The sequence below is a fragment of the Bacillus sp. FJAT-50079 genome (assembly GCF_018343515.1).
Lineage (GTDB): Bacteria > Bacillota > Bacilli > Bacillales > Bacillaceae_C > Lederbergia.
In genome coordinates, this window is record NZ_JAGYPD010000002.1 from 1 (window position 1) to 17,372 (window position 17,372).

Annotated in this window: 12 protein-coding genes; 11 read left to right on the forward strand and 1 reads right to left on the reverse strand. The window is 37.4% G+C overall.

Features of this window, described 5'->3' with window-relative positions:
• The first annotated feature begins 275 nt into the window (after positions 1 to 275).
• The 4 genes from KHA95_RS03785 to KHA95_RS03800 all read left to right on the forward strand — a co-directional run bounded on the left by KHA95_RS03785 (position 276) and on the right by KHA95_RS03800 (position 5,308).
• Positions 276 to 971, forward strand: coding sequence for a response regulator transcription factor (locus KHA95_RS03785; protein ID WP_213136169.1), 696 nt, complete (start codon positions 276 to 278; stop codon positions 969 to 971).
• Positions 961 to 1,956: a sensor histidine kinase gene (locus KHA95_RS03790; protein ID WP_213136170.1), complete on the forward strand. Its 996-nt coding sequence runs from the start codon at positions 961 to 963 to the stop codon at positions 1,954 to 1,956. Before KHA95_RS03785 ends, KHA95_RS03790 begins: the two co-directional genes overlap by 11 nt.
• Before the next feature lie 92 nt (positions 1,957 to 2,048).
• Positions 2,049 to 2,732, forward strand: a complete 684-nt coding sequence (locus tag KHA95_RS03795) for an ABC transporter ATP-binding protein (RefSeq protein ID WP_213136171.1) — start codon at positions 2,049 to 2,051, stop codon at positions 2,730 to 2,732.
• On the forward strand, positions 2,729 to 5,308 hold the full coding sequence (locus KHA95_RS03800) for an ABC transporter permease (protein ID WP_213136172.1): 2,580 nt from the start codon (positions 2,729 to 2,731) through the stop codon (positions 5,306 to 5,308). The genes KHA95_RS03795 and KHA95_RS03800 overlap by 4 nt, the downstream gene beginning before the upstream one ends.
• Before the next feature lie 594 nt (positions 5,309 to 5,902).
• On the opposite strand, the gene KHA95_RS03805 is transcribed toward KHA95_RS03800, so the two are convergent.
• Positions 5,903 to 7,309, reverse strand: coding sequence for a putative polysaccharide biosynthesis protein (locus KHA95_RS03805; RefSeq protein ID WP_213136173.1), 1,407 nt, complete (start codon positions 7,307 to 7,309; stop codon positions 5,903 to 5,905).
• Positions 7,310 to 7,703: 394 nt separating this feature from the next.
• On the opposite strand from KHA95_RS03805, the gene KHA95_RS03810 reads away from it, so the two are divergent.
• The 7 genes from KHA95_RS03810 to KHA95_RS03840 all read left to right on the forward strand — a co-directional run bounded on the left by KHA95_RS03810 (position 7,704) and on the right by KHA95_RS03840 (position 17,365).
• A complete protein-coding gene (locus tag KHA95_RS03810) occupies positions 7,704 to 8,480 on the forward strand; it encodes an amino acid ABC transporter substrate-binding protein (protein ID WP_213136174.1) in 777 nt (258 codons plus the stop codon).
• A 73-nt stretch (positions 8,481 to 8,553) separates the two neighbouring features.
• On the forward strand, positions 8,554 to 9,213 hold the full coding sequence (locus tag KHA95_RS03815) for an amino acid ABC transporter permease (RefSeq protein ID WP_213136175.1): 660 nt from the start codon (positions 8,554 to 8,556) through the stop codon (positions 9,211 to 9,213).
• Positions 9,214 to 9,228: 15 nt separating this feature from the next.
• A complete protein-coding gene (locus KHA95_RS03820) occupies positions 9,229 to 9,978 on the forward strand; it encodes an amino acid ABC transporter ATP-binding protein (RefSeq protein WP_249316571.1) in 750 nt (249 codons plus the stop codon).
• Between the two features lie 514 nt (positions 9,979 to 10,492).
• Positions 10,493 to 12,295 (forward strand): glutamine--fructose-6-phosphate transaminase (isomerizing), encoded by a 1,803-nt coding sequence (gene glmS / locus KHA95_RS03825; RefSeq protein WP_213136176.1) that lies wholly within the window; start codon positions 10,493 to 10,495, stop codon positions 12,293 to 12,295.
• Positions 12,296 to 12,656: 361 nt separating this feature from the next.
• Entirely contained in the window at positions 12,657 to 13,511 is an 855-nt protein-coding gene (locus tag KHA95_RS03830) for a TnsA endonuclease N-terminal domain-containing protein (RefSeq protein WP_213136177.1), read from the forward strand.
• Positions 13,508 to 15,688 carry a Mu transposase C-terminal domain-containing protein gene (locus KHA95_RS03835; protein ID WP_213136178.1) on the forward strand — a complete coding sequence of 727 codons (2,181 nt, stop codon included), beginning with the start codon at positions 13,508 to 13,510 and terminating at the stop codon, positions 15,686 to 15,688. Before KHA95_RS03830 ends, KHA95_RS03835 begins: the two co-directional genes overlap by 4 nt.
• The gene (locus KHA95_RS03840) at positions 15,689 to 17,365 is read left to right on the forward strand and encodes an ATP-binding protein (RefSeq protein WP_213136179.1); all 1,677 of its coding nucleotides are present in this window, start codon (positions 15,689 to 15,691) and stop codon (positions 17,363 to 17,365) included.
• Positions 17,366 to 17,372: the final 7 nt, after the last annotated feature.

Sequence of the window (17,372 nt, forward strand, 5' to 3'; positions counted from 1 at the left end):
AGAAATCCCATCAACGGCTTAGAAATCCCATCAACGGCTTAGAAATCCCATCAACGGCTTAGAAATCCCATCAACGGCTTAGAAATCCCATCAACGGCTTAGAAATCCCATCAACGGCTTAGAAATCTCATCAACGGCTTAGAAATCTCATCAACGGCTTAGAAATCCCAACGACGAATTACAATCTCTATTAAAATAGTTGGAGAATTGATATGAATACCATAAGATGGTGTAAAGACTTCAATCTATGTAAAAAGAGATAGGATGATCATTGGATGAATATTTTGCTAGTAGAAGATGATAAAGCGATTGCGGCAGGGCTTGAATATTCGCTGCAGCAAGATCATTTTACAACAGTCATTTGCTATGATTTTGCATCAGCGAAAGAAATCATTACGGAGCAAATCGATCAATTTACTTTATGCTTGTTTGATTTATCATTGCCAGGGGGAAGCGGCTACGAGCTATGTAAGCTTGTAAAGGAAAAAAGTGATATTCCTGTCATCTTCTTAACAGCGGTCGATGACGAGGTAAATGTCGTGATGGGACTCGATATGGGAGCAGATGATTATATTACAAAACCGTTCAGGATTCGCGAACTTTTATCTAGAATCAAATCCGTTTTACGGCGATATCAAAAACATTCACAATCAAAGGCGATCATTGACATTGAAAAGATTCGGATCAATACATTGGAAGGCAAAGTGTATAAACAAGGCGCTGAAATCACTTTAACTGCACTTGAGTATCGTTTATTGCTCATCTTTGCCAATCATCTCGGCCAAGTTCTTTCAAGAAATCAGCTTTTGGAGCAGATTTGGGATGTGGCGGGAGATTTCGTCAATGATAATACGTTAACCGTTTATATAAAAAGACTACGGGAAAAATTAGAGGATGATCCACAACATCCTACGATGATCAAAACGGTCCGTGGTTTAGGGTATAAGGTGGGTGATTCATATGTTCCGTAATAAAGAGATTCAAGCGTTCATACTCATGATGTGCTCTATTAGTGTAGTGGCAACGATTGCGGCCGCTTTTTTCTCGTATGCGAGTGCGTGGATCGTTTTCGTTACCACAGCATTGCTTATTATTTGCAGCCTCGTATTTACACGCTGGCGTTATCGTGAAATTGCCAAGCTTTCAGGCTATTTACGAAAAATTAGCAGCGGTGATTATTCCCTCGATGTTCGTGATAATCACGAAGGTGAATTAAGTATTTTAAAGAACGATATGTATAAAGTCACGCTCATGCTTTCAGAGCAAAGCTCGTTATTACGCCAAGATAAAATCCAGCTGACAAATGCGATTTCTGATATTTCCCATCAGCTTAAAACGCCGCTAACATCGATGATGGTGATGTCGGATTTACTAAGCGATGATGAGCTTCCCAAAGAGAAAAGAATCGAATTTACCCACCATATTCAAGTTCAGTTAGAGCGGATTGAGTGGCTAGTATCCGCATTATTGAAACTATCGAAAATTGATGCAGGAACGGTGCAATTTAAAAAGGAGCCCATCCTCGTTAAAGATATAATTAAAAAAGCACTGGAACCGTTTCTTATTCCAATCGATATTAAGCAACAAGAGGTGAAGATTGACGGTGATGAGAACGCCTCTTTTCTAGGTGATTTTCATTGGACGCTCGAAGCATTCGTTAATGTGATCAAAAATTGTATCGAGCATACACCAGAGCGTGGCACCTTTCATATTTCTTTTTCAGAAAACGCCTTGTTTACAGAAATCACCATCACCGATAATGGAAAAGGGATCCCAAGAGAAGATCTTCCATACATCTTTCAACGTTTTTATAAAGGGAAAAATGCAAGTGAAGAGAGCGTTGGGATTGGGCTTGCAATGGCACATAGCATTATTACGAGCCAAAATGGTGATATAGCAGTAACGAGTGAAAAAGGCACTCAGTTCCGCATGAAATTTTATAAACAAATCATTTAATCCTAAGTGACTAAATTGTCACTTTCCAGTCACGTGAAAGTCATTTTAGACAGATAGACTAAATGCAACAGTCACATTATGGAGGTTTTAAAATGGAAATGTTAAAAATTGAACATCTGTCTAAAGTGTACGGTAAAGGTGACACGGCCGTTAAGGCACTTGATGATGTTTCATTTACAGTCAATAAAGGAGAGTTTGTAGCGATTATTGGTCCATCCGGTTCTGGAAAATCGACATTATTACACTTGCTTGGTGGAGTGGATCGGCCGACGAGTGGAAAGGTATTTGTCGATCATACCGATATTTACAATCTAAATGAAACACAACTCGCAATTTTTAGAAGGCGACAAATTGGTCTGATCTATCAATTTTACAATCTTATTCCCGTATTAACTGTGGAAGAAAATATCACACTTCCATTGTTGCTTGACGAACAAAAAGTCGATAAAAACCAGTTTCATAATATTGTTGGAGCACTTGGTTTAGAAAATCGCTTAAATCATTTACCTAATCAGCTTTCTGGTGGACAGCAGCAAAGGGTGTCAATCGGGAGGGCGCTGATGAATCAGCCCGCGATTATGCTTGCAGACGAACCAACAGGAAATTTAGATAGTAAAAATAGCAAAGAGATCATTGATTTATTAAAAATGTTTAATAAAACATATAACCAAACATTGATCGTCATTACTCATGATGAACGAATTGCTTTACAAGCAGACAGGGTTATTTCTATTCAAGATGGGAGGATCGCTAAGGATGAGGTGATTCGTCCATGAATATCGTCAATAAACTAACCATTAGGCATTTGCGGCAAAATAAGAAAAGAACGCTCGTAACGATGATCGGTGTTATTATTTCTGTGGCGATGATTACGGCAGTTGCTACACTTGCTGTCTCCTTTTTGGATTTAGTGCAAAGACAGACGATTGCCAACGAAGGCGAATGGCATGTCCTATACAAAGATGTAAATAAAGCTCAGCTTGAAGCGATAAAAAAAGACGAGGCAACGAAAGCCGTTGTCATGTCAAGAAATCGCGGTTACGCCACCTTAGCTGAAAGTCAAAATGAAAATAAACCGTATTTATTCATCAAAGAGTATAATGCTCAAGGTTTTCAGCAGTTTCCAATAGAATTAAGTGAGGGGCGACTTCCAGAAGCAGAAAATGAGGTTGTCATTTCCGAAGACATTGCAAGCAATGCCAACGTTCATTATAAAATCGGCGACCAACTGACAGTGGAAGTAGGAAACCGAGTACTCGTCAAAGAGGATGGAATAAATCAGGAGCTTTTACAGAACGATTCATTAATAAAAAGTGAGAATGGATTAGTAGAAGTAATAAAAAATAAAAAAATAGAAAACTACCATATTGTCGGAACAATCAAGCGTCCGGTCTGGGAACCGACATGGTCACCAGGATATACAATCATCACTTACGTAGATGAACGTATGATGATAGGGAACGATACAATTGATGCGATTGTTGTATTAAAAAAAGTGAGAAATTCTTTATATAAACATGCGAAAAAATTAGCAGAGAAAACTGGCATCGAGTCAGTCTCTTTTAATAATAACTTACTTCGTTATTACGGTGTAACGAATAATGGTGACTTAAGTAAAACACTTTATTCGCTCGCAACGATCATTATGGTAATCATCATTATTGGTGCTGTCTCGTTAATTTACAACGCATTTGCGATTTCTGTCTCCGAACGCTCTCGTCATTTAGGGATGCTTGCGAGTGTAGGAGCGACGAAAAAACAGAAGAGGAATTCCGTTTTTTTTGAGGGAAGCGTCATTGGAGTCATTAGTATCCCGATCGGAATCATTTGCGGACTGGTAGGAATTGGGGTTACGTTTTTCTTCATTAACTCGACAATTCAAGGTGCGCTCGGAGTGACAGAAAAATTAAACGTAACAATTACACCACTATCGATCATTGCTGCTTGTGGTGTATCGTGTATCACCATTTTTATATCCGCGTATCTTCCGGCGATCAAAGCGTCGAGAATTTCAGCCATTGATGCGATCCGCCAAACAACAGATGTGAAGCTGACTCGAAAAGCAGTGAAAACGTCAAAGCTTGTTCGCCAGCTGTTTGGCATTGAGGCGGAAATTGGTTTGAAAAACTTAAAGAGAAATAGACGTAGATATCAAGCAACGGTATTTTCGCTCGTTATTAGCATCATCTTGTTTTTAACGGTTTCTTTTTTCACAGCCAATTTGCAAAAATCGGTTGAGCTTTCACAGATAGGTGTGAACCATGACATTCAAATAGCAAATGGTAGTGTCGATATTATTGATGATCAATTCACTCAGTCCGTTGCCTCGCTTCATGATGTCACGGAATATAGCGTCATTCATATGTTGAGTGTTAATGCAATGATTGAAGAAGCAAAAATGTCTGATAAGCTACTGAGAACGGAGAATTCTGAGGCGTTTCCATATAGTATTCAATTATATGGTCTCGATGATCAAAGCTTAAAAAAATATGCAAGTCAGGTTGGTGCCGATTACAAACAATTAATCGATCCGCAGGCATTTTCAGGCATTGTCATTGATACGATTCCATATGAAGACCCCCATACTGGAAAATATGTCGAAACGAAAGCGATCCATACGAAAGTGGGAGATCGCATAGATTTGGTAGATTTTGATTGGGAAAAAGAGGAGACACATTTTTTAAATACATTGCATGTCTCTTCTTTAACGGATCAGTTTCCGATGGGGGTTTATCCAGCGGGACTAGGTAATTTAGGTATCGTTATTTCAGAGAAAGTAATGCGTCAGGTGTTTGATGACGAGGCATTAGAATATATGAACACGGATCTCTTTTTAAAGAGCTCAGATCCAATGAAAACTCAACAGGAAATAGAGGAAATGAAAGACTTTAAAATAATGGTTCACAATGTGTATCATTATAGGCAGCAGGAAGAGCAGTTGATTATGTTAATGTCGGTATTTACTTACGGCTTTATCGTTCTCATTACAGCGATTTCGATCGCTAATATCTTCAATACGATATCAACGAGCATTTCCTTGCGAAAACGAGAATTCGCGATGCTCAAATCAGTTGGGATGACACCAAACAGCTTTAATAAAATGATCCATTATGAAAGCATCTTTTATGGCATGAAGTCATTGCTTTACGGACTTCCAATCAGTGTTGCTGTCATGTATTTGATCTATAAAGCATTGATGAACAGTTTTGAGTATGGCTTTGCTTTACCTTGGATCAGTGCCCTATATGTGATAATCGCCGTGTTTATCATCACCGGCGCGGCAATGCTTTACTCAAGCGCCAAAGTAAAAAAAGAAAATATTATCGATGCGTTGAAACAGGAAAATATATAAAAGATTGAGCGGAGCATGGAAGAACAACATCCATTGCTTTTGGATTTCATAACAACCTTGCCAATAATTTAGAAGGCAAGACGAAAAGCGTCTTTCAAATCGTATTTGTAGGACGCTTTTCTTATTATCTATTAAGCAATTGTCTTTCAACTGTTTGAAGGACGGTTCAATCTAAAATGTTTCGTTTTTCGTCCTTCAAATCTGATAAGAGCTTTTCAATTTTTCACTTAAGCGATCTAATTTATCTTCAATCCGATGAAGCTGATCTTTTCGCAGACTTTTAAAAAAACACGACCAACATAATAAGAAATAAGAAAAATACTACGTTCAAAAAAGCAAACAATGTATACATAATATCGCCATAATTGATTGCCAATGAATTGACCTCCTTTTGCTGGTCATACGGATTAAGTCGGCGAAAGGATTCATCGAAGTAAAAAAAGAAAATAATTAGAGTGATTTTCCAAGTGTAACGCTCATTAAGAAAGTGGTTTGGATTGCATATAACAAAAAGAGGTGCGAATTAAGAAGGGTGTTCAAAAAGTCGATGAAATCAACTTTTTGAACACCCTTTATTACCAGGAAAGCAAGGGTTTAATCGCTTTTCTTAAAAGGTGATAAGTATCTAATTTGAAGTAATAGTACATACGTAAACAACGAAAAGCCAAATGCCATTCCCAATTGGAGGAAGTCGTTTGCATGACTGACGTATTGATACATGAACAATCCGGCATAGCCCATCAACATCCCAGATAAAATGACCTTTACAAAGTCCAATGAATGGAGACGGATTGTAATGAATTTAATCAAGGTGAAAAAATGAAAGGCTGTACTTAAAATCACTCCGACACTCATCGCAATCGCTACACCATTCATACCAAATCGAGAATTAGAAGCAAGCAAAAACATAATCGGAAGCGTCATGAAAGAAGAGACTAAGTTGTTGAGCATGACGACTTTTACTTTACCTAAACCATTAAGCACTGCTTGGGTCCATGGTACACCAACAACTAAACTTATTTTAATTGCCTGCTGGATATGTTTATTGATCAGTGAATGGTCATTTTTCTCATGGGCTTCACTAATCGCTGGAACTAAAGAAACCGTTAAAGAGTGAGTGACAAATCCAGGCAGCATTAATAACGGAATCGTATAGCCCATTAACATCCCAAACTGTTTTGTCGCAAGGGAAGTCTCCACACCAGCAATCGCTAAGCTTTGTGTAATAAGGACAGGCATAAACATGCCAATCGCCGAGAGAATGATCCCATCTCCGCTATTGGGAAGGCCAATTTGAAGCAACGATTTCAGAACAGCTTTGCAGCCGCGAAGATGTTTAATGAACGATTCTCGCAATTTGAAACTCTTCTGTTTGTCCTTTTTAAATAAAATCAAAATATAGAGTAAAGAACAAACTTCTCCAACGACACTCCCCAATACCGCACCTGCTGCCGCAAATTCAATCCCAAAAGGAAGAAGCCATTGAACAAAGACATATATACATCCGATTGTCATTACTTGCTCCAGTACTTGGGATGAGGCAATCGGCGTCATATGTTGTTTTCCTTGAAAATAGCTTTTGAAAACAGAGGAGATCGCTATTAGTGGCACGATCGGGATCAAAGCAAGGAAAGAATAATACGCTCGTTTGTCTGTTAATAGAAAGGTAGATAAAAAATTTACGGATAAAAATGCTCCGATCATGATGACGATGCTTAATAATGAAATCGTTGTTAAGGAAACGACCAGAATCTTTTTGACTCGGAGCTTGTCTCCCTTTGTTTCGGCTTCTGCGACAAGTTTGGATATGGCCAATGGGAATCCTAACGTTGTTAAGATGATGAGCAAACCGGTGAGCGGCATCGCCATCATCATGAGGCCAACTCCTTCAGGACCAAGAATTTTTGCTAACATTAATCCAATAGCAAATCCAAATAGTCTTGTAATAAAAGCAGCGGAAGTTAAAATGATCGTCCCTTTCATAAGGCTTTGTTTTGTCATCTGTTCCATCCTTTAATATAGTTTAATAATTCATCTATATGCGGGAGATGGATAGAGTATGGATAATGAAATTCATTTAATCATAAATAAAGAAAATAAGCAGAATGTGATTGAATTAGCAATCACGTTTGAAGTGGGGCCAGAAAGTCTTTGCGCTGGCGTCTTCCTTTTTCGTATGTACTAGAATGGTTGATTTTCTTAGAGGGAGCGCTTATTCACTCAGTGACTACAAATAGATTTGTGTAGTTTATATGTGATGAAGCAATGATGGAAGACGGTTTGGGATGATTAAAAACAATAATTGGGGGTACTCAATCTATTAAAATTGTGGTATGTTATAGTGGTAACGCACTAAAGTGAAATGATACTCAGTTAAAGGTGGTTTTCGACAATTATGAAACGTTTCGTAACAATGATTCTGGCGATGGTAGCGGTATTTACGCTCCTGATGGGGTGCTCTAAATCGTCAGATAAAAATCAAGACAACACATTGGTAATTGGCATTGACGATCAATTTGCACCGATGGGATTTCGGGACGAAAATAACGAAATCGTCGGTTTTGATATAGACTACGCCAGAGCAGCTGTTGAAAAAATGGGGTACACACCAAAATTTCAGCCGATTGACTGGAAAACAAAAGAGTCTGAACTTAGCAGTGGACGAATTGATCTCATTTGGAATGGATATACCATTACAGATGACCGTAAAAAGATGGTTTTATTTACAAAGCCATATTTAAAAAATGCGCAAGTAGTTGTCACGTTGGCTAAATCAGACATTCATGCACTTGATGATTTAGAAGGGAAAGTTGTTGGATTACAAGCTCTTTCATCTGCTGAAAATGCTTTAAATGCAAATCCAATTAAAGAAAAAATCAAAACCGTTTCTGAGTTTGCTGACAATGTTCTTGCCTTAACGGATTTAAAAACAGGTCGTTTGGATGCGGTTGTGATTGATGAAGTTGTCATTGACTATTATATGTCAAAAGAGGAAGGTACCTTCAAATTGCTTGATGAATCACTTACACCAGAAGAATATGGCGTAGGTGTGAAAAAAGGGAACGAGGAGTTATTGAAGAAACTTCAAGAAGCTCTTGATGAAATGAATGAAGACGGCACGGCTGCCGAAATCTCACAAAAATGGTTTGGAGAAAATAAAGTATTAAAGTAAATAAACAGAACAAATAAAAGGCAAACAGGATTTCCTTTGGGAACCCTGTTTTGTTTTTGGAGGAATCTTTTTTATGTCCTTAGATTATATGATCTCAATCCTTAAGCCCTTGCTAGCGGGAGCACAAGTAACGATCTTATTATTTGTCATCGCGATTGTCGTGTCCATTCCACTAGGCTTCATATTGACTTTGGCTGTTAGAAGCAGGATCAAACCGTTATCCTTGTTCGCCCAAGGTTATATCTATTTAATGCGGGGCACACCGCTTTTGCTGCAATTATTATTTATTTGTTTTGGGCTGCCACTCATCCCAATAATTGGTGAATATTTAGTTTTGGACCGCTTTGTTGCGGCTTGTTTAGGATTTATTTTAAACTATGCTGCCTATTTTGCAGAAATATTCCGTGGTGGACTTCTCGCTATTGATAAGGGACAATATGAAGCTTCCCAAGTGCTTGGTTTGAATAAATGGCAGACGACAACACGAGTGATATTGCCGCAAATGTTCCGGATTGCACTTCCAGCCGTTTCGAACGAATCGATAACACTTGTCAAAGATACGGCGCTGCTTTATGCGGTTGCTGTACCTGAATTATTACACTTTGCACAAACTGCGGTAAACCGTGACTTTACGATTGTGCCTTTCTTTTTCGCCGGCATCATTTATCTATTGATAACGCTAGTCATGACCTTATTTTTTAAATGGCTTGAAAGACGGTACAAATTTAACTAGAAAGGAGTGGTGAAAATGGCAATTATGGAAGTAACTAACCTCAAAAAATCATATGGCGAACTTGAAGTATTAAAACAAATTTCTTTTGATGTAAATAAAAATGATGTGATTGCCGTGATTGGTCCCTCCGGTTCTGGGAAAAGCACAATGCTCCGCAGCTTAGTTCATCTAGAGGAAATAAACGGTGGTAGTATTTGTGTATCTGGCGATTATCTCGTAAAGGACGGTCTCTACTCTAAGCCGCAAGAGATTAAACGGATTACAGCTAAGATGGGAATGGTCTTTCAACATTTTAATCTTTTTCCGCATCTTTCAGTAAAAGAAAACTTAGAACTAGCTCCTAGATTAGTAAAGAAGGAGCCGGTGGAAGTCATCCGACGACGAAGCGATGAGCTCTTGGAAAAAATCGGTCTCTCTAAATGGGCGACAGCTTATCCGTCAACCCTTTCAGGTGGTCAAAAGCAAAGGGTGGCAATTGCTCGTGCGCTTATGACGAACCCTGAAATCCTATTGTTTGATGAGCCTACTTCTGCATTGGATCCAGAGCTGACAGGAGAAGTACTACAAGTAATGAAAGACCTAGCTGAAGAACATATGACGATGATTGTCGTTACACATGAGATGGGATTTGCCAAAGAAGTAGCAAATAGAGCCATTTTCATGGATAATGGAGAAATTATTGAATCTGGAAATCCAGTTGAAATGTTCACCAATCCTTGTTTTGATCGAACAAAGGCATTTTTAAATCGGAGTTCATCGAGCTGAGTTTATCAAATATAGTGAAAAGTGGACGAGGAGTCATCACAGGTGGCTTTTTGGTCCATTTTTATTTTAGCTGATTTGGATTTTAAAGAGAGATATGGCGTTGTTTAGGTGAAATTTTCTTGGGGACTGAAATCCTAAGTAATCGTTACGATGAAGAAAAAACGATCCAAATTATTTTTTTTGCATAGTTTATGATTGACCTAGAAAAAAAGAATGTAGTATGATTATTTTTGTTTCACTTTTACTCAAGAAAGGAAAGGAGCATAGAGGTTATTTTTTATATAAAGCGCCAGAACTAATCGCGGATTGATTAGTTGACGAGGTGGAGGTTTATCGAATGGTTCGGCGGATGCCTCCCGGCTGTGACACACAGTCGTATGTTCTTTCATAAATCATCAGAGGTGACTCGGTGGACAACGGAAAGATCATGTGCACATATAAAACATCATAAACAGAGATAAGGGGGCAAGTACGCCCCCGTGCCGCTTGCCCCCTCTTTAGGGAGGAACGGAATATGTGCGGAATTACAGGTTATATTGGAACGAAAGATGCTAAGGAAATTTTAGTAAAAGGTTTGGAAAAGCTTGAGTATAGAGGCTATGATTCTGCCGGGATCGCAGTAAACAATGAAGTTGGTATTCATATTTTCAAAGAAAAAGGCCGTGTAGCTGATTTAAGAAATTTCATTGATACGCAAATCTCAGCTCAAGTCGGGATCGGACATACAAGATGGGCTACACATGGAGTACCAAGTCATGCGAATGCACATCCACATTCAAGTAGATCAGGTCGCTTCGTCTTAGTTCATAATGGGGTCATCGAAAACTATGCTTTGCTGCAGCGTAAATTTTTACAAAATGTCCTGTTTCAAAGTGATACCGATTCAGAAGTGATTGTTCAATTAGTTGAACAATATGTTTCAGAAGGAATGGGAACAGAAGCCGCCTTTAAACAAACGTTAAGCTTGTTACATGGTTCCTACGCAATCGCTATGCTTGATAAGGAAAACCCAGACACGATTTTCGTCGCGAAAAATAAAAGCCCGTTGCTTGTTGGTGTCGGAGAGGATTTTCATGTCGTAGCTAGCGATGCAATGGCAATGATTCATATGACTGATTCTTTCATTGAATTAATGGATCAAGAAATCGTCATCGTACAAAAGGATCGTGTAACGATTAGCAATCTTCAAGGGGAAATCGTTTCAAGAGCACCGTACAAAGCAGAAATCAATGCTGGTGATATTGATAAAGGGACATATCCTCACTATATGCTGAAAGAAATTGATGAACAGCCGCTCGTAATCAGAAAAATTATTCAAGCGTACCAAAATAAAAATGGTCAACTTGAAATTGATAAAGAGATCACAAAGGCGTTGGCGGAAGCTGATCGCATTTATATTGTCGCATGTGGAACGAGCTACCATGCTGGATTGGTTGCGAAGCAATTCGTTGAACAATTGGCGAAAATCCCAGTCGAAGTTCATGTAGCAAGTGAGTTTGGCTATAATATCCCGCTTTTATCTGAAAAACCATTTTTCATTTTTCTATCCCAGAGTGGAGAAACGGCAGACAGCAGAGCCGTACTCGTCAAAACGAAAGAAATGGGATACAAGGCATTAACAATCACAAATGTCCCGGGATCAACGCTTGCCCGTGAAGCCGATTTTGCCCTTTATTTGCATGCAGGTCCTGAAATTGCTGTCGCATCAACAAAAGCGTATACGGCACAAATGGCTGTCATGGCCATTCTTGCCAATGCCATTACAACATCCAAAGGACGAGACATTGACTTTGATCTCGTTCATGAATTAGGAATCGTTGCTCATGCGATGGAAATGCTTTGCCAATCCAAGGACGAATTCGAAAACATTGCTATTGAGTTTCTGCCATTTACAAGAAATTGTTTCTTTATTGGCCGTTCCCTCGATTACTTTGTTTGTCTCGAAGGAGCATTAAAATTAAAAGAAACATCCTATATCCAAGCAGAAGGTTTTGCCGGTGGCGAATTAAAACATGGAACAATTGCCTTAATTGAAGAAGGCACACCAGTGATTGCACTAGCCACTCAGGAAAACGTAAACGGGAGCATTCGCAGCAACGTAAAAGAAGTCGCTGCAAGAGGGGCCAACCCATGCATCATTTCGCGGAAAGGGCTCGAATCAGAGGAAGATCGTTTTGTCTTGCCCGAAGTAAATGAACTATTCACACCTCTTATCTCTGTCATCCCGCTCCAACTCATCGCATACTACGCATCAATACACCGTGGCTGCGACGTTGATAAACCTAGAAATCTCGCAAAAAGTGTGACGGTTGAGTAGGTGGAGGGAATTGTTGGCTTTTGTTGTATAGGACAATTAAAGTTGGAAACGTACAAAAAAAGATGGAAATGTACAAATAAAGTTGGAAACAGTCAAAAAAAGTTGGAAACTGTGGATAAGTTTCCAACTGTATTAGTAAAAGGTTTAGAAGATGTATAATATTGGGTATAATGGAAACAGTTTAGACATTAAGTGTCGTTGATATAGTGGTGATTAAAATGAAATGTTTTTCTACCCGAAAAAAATTAAAAATAAGTGTTTTAAAAAAAAGAGGACTATCCCACGGGATAGTCCTCTTTTTGGATAACTTCATAAAATAATATTCTTATGAAGTTACTTTGGAACTTTTAAGGAGAAAAAAATGGCGAAGAGAAAAAGGGAAAATTCAACTGAAACAAAAATTGAACGGTGGATTAAAGAAGGAAGAGGTCAAGGGGAAGGGACTAATTATCAACCGTGGTTGGAGATTCAAGATGTTGCTTCTAATGGTTATGCAACGAGAAATTTAGGATGGAAGACACAACGCAAGCATTATTTTCTTTCAGACCTTGAACTTCATTACTTTTATACATTGGAATGGTCTCCCCATGTATTAGACATAAGGGAACAATATCCCTTATTGCCTTTAGAGAGAACAATTGAAATTGCTGAAAGCTTTGGCATTAATCACCCTAAAGAAAATGGGAGTACAGGGCCATTAAAAGTAATTACAACAGATTTTTATTTAATTGTGAAAACACAATCTGGTTTGAAAACAGTTGTGAGAAGCATTAAGCCGTCTAATAAACTAACCATAAGGGAATTAGAAAAATTCGATATTGAGAGAACGTTTTTTAAAGAGATTGGGATAACGGATTGGGGAATTGTGACGGATACAGATATACCTAAAACCTTTATAAAAAATATTAGTTGGTTTTATGATGCGAAGACCTTAGATAATCGACCGAATTTGGATACTGCGTTAGTTAGAAAATTGGAACCTAGATTATACAAAGCAATAAAGACGGAAGAATTAGGATTATCCCAACTCGCATTGAAGTATGATGAGATATTTGGACTGGAATATGGTTCATGTTTATTTATGGTCAAGCATCTACTTGCAAATAAAATATGGCAAATGGACATTATGAATAAACTAATTAATCCATCCGCGAAGATGGAGATATTTGATAAACAAACGAATCAAATAAGTGAGCGATTAGGAGGAATATCATGACAGTTCATGTTAATACATTAATTGAATTTAGAAATAGTGGGATGGAAACAATTGCGGTTGAGCGAGTTCTTTGGATATCGTCTGATTTAGAAGATGTTGTTTTATTCAATATTGACAAGAAACTGCCCCACGTTCCTACAATTAAATCATATTCTGAATTGGCCGAAGAACTAGCTACTCCATATGCGTTAGTCCTAATGGTTGATCCATATAAAGCTTTAAATGGACCAGAACAAGATTATTTAGAAAAACATAAAGAAATAAGGGACGGAAAATGGGAGATTATTAAAGATTATATTGAGGACGAACCCTATATTTATGATCCAGATTATTTAAAAAAAATGGTTGCTGAAATGAAAAGGAAAACAGGCAAAAGTAGCAAAAGGGTCTATGCAATATTAAGAGAATATTGGCGAGGGGGAAAAACTATTAATGCATTATTGCCCAATTATGCCAATAGTGGCGGTAGAGGGAAACCAAAGCAATTAAAAGATAAAAAGATAGGTCGGCCTTCAAAATTGTCTATTGAAAAAGGAATTCAAGGGGTTAATGTCACTGATGCTGATAAAGAAATATTCGAAATTGGAATCAAACTTTACTATAAAGGAAAAAAGACAAAATTAAAAAAGGCATATGAAGAAATCATAAAAAAATATTATGTAGCTGGATACAAGACTGTAAATGGAGTTTTGGTTCCAATTGCATTACCAGACGAACGAATTCCAAATTATCGACAATTCTTAAACTGGTACAATTCAACCTATAATACCAAAGAAAGGCTCATCAATAAGAACGGTGAAAGAAAATATTATTTGAATCATCGTCCATTACTAGGGGATGCAACAAATAAGGCTGCAGGACCCGGTGATATTTTTGAAATTGATGCTACTATTGGGGATATTTATTTAGTGAGTGAAATTGATCGTTCTCGAATAATAGGTAGACCTGTTGTTTACATTGTGAAAGATGTTTATACGAGAATGGTTGTCGGTGTTTATGTAGGATTAGAGGGGCCGTCATGGATTGGGGCAATGATGGCATTAGGAAATACAACAACTAACAAAAAGGAATATTGTAAAAAAATCGGAATTGATGATATCGAAGAAGAGGATTGGCCGTGTGAACATTTGCCAAAGAGAATTAAGGCAGATAGAGGGGAAATGGAGAGTAAAAATGCTGATAACCTCGTAGCATCGCTTGGCATCCAAGTTATAAATACTCCACCGTATAGAGCAGATTTAAAGGGAATTGTTGAACGTCACTTTAGAATCCTTAACGAAAGAATCAGCCAACATTGGATGCCCGGAGTTGTCCATAAGGACTTTAAAGAAAGAGGGGGTAGGGACTACAGACTTGATGCAAAGTTAACGCTAAAAGCGTTTGAGAAGGTGATTGTCTTAACAATATTGGAACATAACAATAGCATCCTAAATGGTTACGCATTAGAGAAAGAAATGATGGAAATTAACTTACTACCTACGCCAATTAATTTATGGAATTGGGGACTTAAACACCGATCTGGCTTGTTAAAAACGGTAGACCGAGATTTAGTCAGATTAAATTTAATGCCTTCAAAAGAAGTAAGCATAACAGCAGAAGGAATTGTTTTTAATAAAATGAGATTTTCAAGCGACTTTTGTATAGAAAATGCTTGGTTTGAACAGGCAAGAATAAAAAGATGGAAGGAAGTCATTTACTACGACCCAAGAGATATTCAACATATCTATTTAAAGACAGCGGAAGGTAACAATTTCGTTAAGTGTCAAATAGTAGAGGGTGATCAAAGGTATTCTCAATTTAGATTAGAGGAAGTACAAGAGCAACAGTTCACTATGGATATTAATCAAGCATTACAGGCAACTTCACAAAGACAGTTAAAAATTGACACGAATGCACAGATTGAAAAGATTATGAAGGATGAGAAAAGGGATACAGACAAAATGAGTAATCCAGATGAAAGTAAGGCAGCAAGGTTAAGGGACATAAGGGAAAATAGAAAAAATGAAAAAGAATTTTTGAGAGGCAAAGAACATTGGGGAAATACTCTTGAACCTGACAAAGATCAATATGGAACAGAAGTGATTGAAATGAAGGACTTTAAAAATCATGATATTGAGGATGATGAAGAATACTTATTAAATTTAATCATCCAACATGATGGGAAGGAGGAAATGTAATTGTCGGGAAACGGTACTGAGTATGAACGTAAGCCTACTACTGTTTTAATGGGCAGACAATGTAATGCAATTTATCATGAGCAAAAAATAAATGACTACAAACATAACCCTCTTATTGAGGCTTTACCCGATATATTGACTCGAAAGAAAGTAATTGAACTCTTAATGGAAACACCAAACTTTGTTCAGGATGAAATAAATGAAAGTCCTGAGATTAGAATACATTTAATTCAACAAATAAAACATCATTTTATACAACCAATGCCGATTCACTTAGAATTAGAAGTTAAAATTTCAACAATGATTAGGACTGGATATGTAGGAAGAAATCCGGTTAGCCCTTTATATGCAAAGCAATTTTCTGTTGGTATATCGGAAATTTTTAGAGGGGGCTATGACTTGGAGAAGGGAAATATATTAGGAAATCGTTCTACCGCAACGAACTTTTCGATAATAGGAATTAGTGGTATTGGAAAGTCAACAGCGATTGAAAAAATACTTTTATTATATCCTCAAGTCATTATTCATTCTGATTATGAGCATAATGGGATTTATGTCGGGTATCTAAAGCAAATTGTTTGGTTGGTAATAGAATGTCCTTTTAACGCTTCCAGAGGTTCACTTTGTAAAAACTTTTTTATGGCAGTAGATAACATCTTAGGTACGAACTATTATAAACAGTTTGTCAAAGCTAGAATGAATGAATCAGATTTAATTGACAAGATGGCGCATGTTGCGGCTTTACACTGTATTGGAGTTCTTGTATTTGATGAAATTCAGCGAATGAAAAGAGGAAATGAAGGTAAATTAACCATTAACTTTTTTGTGGAGCTGCACAATAAGCTAGGTGTACCCCTTGTTTTTATTGGTACTTATTCATCTATTGATCTTTTCACTCCATTACTTGCGACTGCAAGACGGGCAAGTGGGATGGGTATTTTGTTCTTTGACAGAATGGAGAAAGATAAGAAGTGGGATTTATTTCTAGAAAAATTGTGGAGGTATCAGTGGTTAAAAGAATATACACCCTTATCCGAGGAAATGAACGAATTATTTTATCATGAGACACAGGGAATAACGGATTTAGTTGTCAATTTGTTTATTCAAGTACAATTGCTGGCCCTTTCACTAGGAAAGGAGAAAATTAGTATAAATTTCATCAAGCGAGCTGCAGAAACCAATTTAAAGATTCTTCGGCCTACACTTATAGCCCTTCAAACTGGAGATATTGAAAAGCTAAAGAAAATTGAGGATTTAAAACCAGATTGGGTAGATGTTAATAATTACATAAAAGAAATACCCGAAAGTGTAATGATTGAAGGGGAAATGCAGAAGGAACATGAAAATGCTCTCTCAAATGCTAAAGAATTTGTACAGTATATTAATTTTGCACAAAGTTTAGGACTATCTAAAAAGGAAGCTGTAGAACTTGTATCTGAAGTGTTAGAAAAGGAAAGTAATGATAGTCAGAGTATGAATAAAGTAATTGCAGAAAAAATTTTATTTCCGGATAGAGTAGGGAGAAAACCTAAAGAAAATAAGGCGAAAAATAAAAAAACAACTATTGAATATTATCTTCATGTAATTGGCTTAAAGGTGCTAAAAGAGAAAAAGCCTTTAGAAGAAGAACTGAGAAATTTGAATATTATTAAACCGTTCAATGAATTTATAGGCTAGGTGATGA